This is a genomic window from Streptomyces sp. UNOC14_S4, assembly GCF_020740835.1.
In the GTDB taxonomy this organism is placed as follows: Bacteria; Actinomycetota; Actinomycetes; order Streptomycetales; family Streptomycetaceae; genus Streptomyces.
Map to the genome: position 1 here is coordinate 1 of NZ_JAINFC010000747.1, position 2676 is coordinate 2676.

The following is a 2676-nucleotide window of genomic DNA, read 5'->3' on the forward strand; positions in this document are numbered from 1 at the left end:
CTCCCCTGCCCTCGCGCCCGCCGGACTCTTCACGGTCCTCGTCGGCGCGGCCCTGCCGATGGTGGACTTCTTCATCGTCAACGTCGCCCTCCCCACCATCGACCACGACCTGCACGCGGGCCCCGCGGTGCTGGAGATGGTGGTGGGCGGCTACGGCGTCGCGTACGCCGTGCTGCTGGTGCTCGGCGGACGGCTGGGCGACATGGTCGGCCGGCGACGGCTGTTCCTGTGGGGCACGGCCGCGTTCGGCGTGACCTCGGTGGCCTGCGGTCTCGCGCCCGACGCCTGGTCGCTGGTCGCCGCCCGGGTCGCGCAGGGCGCCGCGTCCGCGCTGATGCTGCCTCAGGTGCTGGCCACGATCCAGGCGACGACGCAGGGCGCTCAGCGATCCCGGGCGCTGAGCCTGTACGGCGGGACGGCCGGGGTCGCCAGCGCCGTCGGCCAGGTGCTCGGCGGCGTGCTGGTCTCCGTCGACCTGGCGGGCACCGGCTGGCGCGCGATCTTCCTGGTGAACGCGCCGGTCGCGGCGGTCGCGCTGCTGCTGGCGGTGCGTACGGTGCCGGAGACGCGCTCGGAGCACCCGACGCGGGTGGACGGGCGCGGGACCGTCCTGCTGTCGCTGACGCTGGTGACGCTGCTGCTGCCGCTGACGGAGGGCCGGGCGGCGGGGTGGCCGGTGTGGTCGTGGGTGCTGCTGGCCGTCTTCCCGGTGGCGGCGGTGGCGTTCCTGGTGGTGGAGCGGCGTGAGGAGCGGGCCGGGCGGATGCCGCTGGTGCCGCCGTCGCTGCTGCGCATCCGCTCGGTGCACAGCGGGCTCGCGCTGCTGGTGCCCTTCTCGCTGGGCTGGGGCGGCTTCATGTTCGTCCTGGCGGTGGCGCTGCAGGAGGGGCAGCATCTGGGGCCGATGGCAGCGGGGCTGGTGATGGTGCCGATGTGCCTGACGTTCTTCGCCGGCTCGCTGGCCGGTCCGCGGCTGGCCGCGCGGTACGGGCGCCGGACGATCACGGTGGGGACGTTGATCCAGGGCGCCGGGCTGATGACGGTGGGCGCGGTCTTCTCCTGGGGCTGGGACTCCCTGGGCGCGACGGGTGTGGCGTGTGCGCTGGCCGTGCAGGGCCTGGGCCAGGGCCTGCTGCTGCCGCTGACGCTGCGGGTCGTGCTGAGCGAGGTGCCGGTGACGCAGGCGGGTGTGGGCAGCGGGGTCATGGTGACCACGCAGCAGTCGTTCATGGCGCTGGGCGTGGCCACGCTCGGGTCGCTGTTCCTGGCGCTGTCGCCGTCGATGGGCATGCGGGAGGCCCTGGCGGTGACGCTCGCGGTGCAGCTGGCGGCCGTGGCGGTGACGGTCCTGCTGAGCCTCAGGCTGCCGCGCACGATGGCTTGAAATCGCCCCTTCGGGGTTACGGAGAGAGGGTGAGCGGGCGCGAGGAACACACATGGACTGACAGATATTGAAATCTGTCAGTCCATGTGTCACTCTTCCAGTGCACCCCGGTGCACCTCCGTGCACCCCCGGTGCGCGCACCCCACCCGCGCGCACCCTCCGCAGAAACCCCCGAAGGAGTTCCCGTGCAGTACCGCACCCTCGGCACCACCGGCCCACAGGTCTCCGCCCTCGGTCTCGGCGCGATGGGCATGTCCGCCCTCTACGGCGACGCCGACCGCGGCGAGTCGATCGCCACGATCCACGCCGCGCTCGACGCGGGCGTCACCCTGATCGACACCGGCGACTTCTACGGCATGGGCCACAACGAGCTGCTCATCAACGAAGCGCTGCGCACGGCCCCCGCGGGCACCCGCGAACGGGCCCTCACCAGCGTCAAGTTCGGCGCCCTGCGCACCGTCGAAGGCGGCTTCACCGGCGTCGACGGCAGCCCGAACGCCGTGAAGAACTTCGCCGCCTACTCGCTGCAGCGCCTCGGCACCGACCACATCGACATCTACCGCCTCGCCCGCCTCGACCCGAAGGTCCCGGTCGAGGAGACGATCGGCGCGATCGCCGAGCTGGTCGAGGCCGGACACGTCCGCCACATCGGCCTCTCCGAGGTGAACGCGGAGACCATCCGCCGGGCCGCCGCCGTCGCCCCGATCTCCGACCTCCAGATCGAGTACTCGCTGATCTCGCGCGGCATCGAGAAGGAGATCCTGCCGACGCTCCGCGAGCTGGGCATCGGCGTCACCGCGTACGGCGTGCTCTCGCGCGGCCTGATCAGCGGCCACTTCACCCGTGACAGGAAGCTCGCCGCGAACGACTTCCGCGGCATGAGCCCGCGCTTCCAGGGCGAGAACCTCGACCACAACCTGCGCCTCGTCGAGGCGCTGCGGGAGATCGCGGAGGCCAAGGGCGCGACCGTCGCCCAGATCGCGATCGCCTGGGTCCTCTCGCGCGGCGAGGACATCGTCCCGCTGGTCGGCGCGCGGCGCCGCGACCGCCTCACGGAGGCGCTGGGCGCCCTCGACGTCACGCTGGACGCGGCCGACCTCGCCGCGATCGAGCAGGCCGTCCCGGCGGACGCGGCGGCGGGCGACCGCTACCCGGCGGACCAGATGGCGCACCTCGACAGCGAGAAGTGAGCGTGCCGTGACGGCCGGGGGCGCACCGGCGGGGGCGTCCGCCGTCCCCGCCGGGTACGGTCCCTACCGGGGCGCCGCCCACGCGCCCCACCCCCGTCCCTC

2 protein-coding genes are annotated in these 2676 nt (G+C 73.3%); both read left to right on the top strand.

The window, feature by feature from the left end:
* Positions 1-1384, top strand: a 1384-nt coding sequence (locus tag K6I34_RS35240; protein ID WP_229332105.1) for an MFS transporter, incomplete at its 5' end; no start/stop codon positions are given.
* Between the two features lie 185 nt (positions 1385-1569).
* The gene (locus K6I34_RS35245) at positions 1570-2574 is read left to right on the top strand and encodes an aldo/keto reductase (RefSeq protein ID WP_229332106.1); all 1005 of its coding nucleotides are present in this window, start codon (positions 1570-1572) and stop codon (positions 2572-2574) included.
* The last annotated feature ends 102 nt before the right edge of the window (positions 2575-2676 follow it).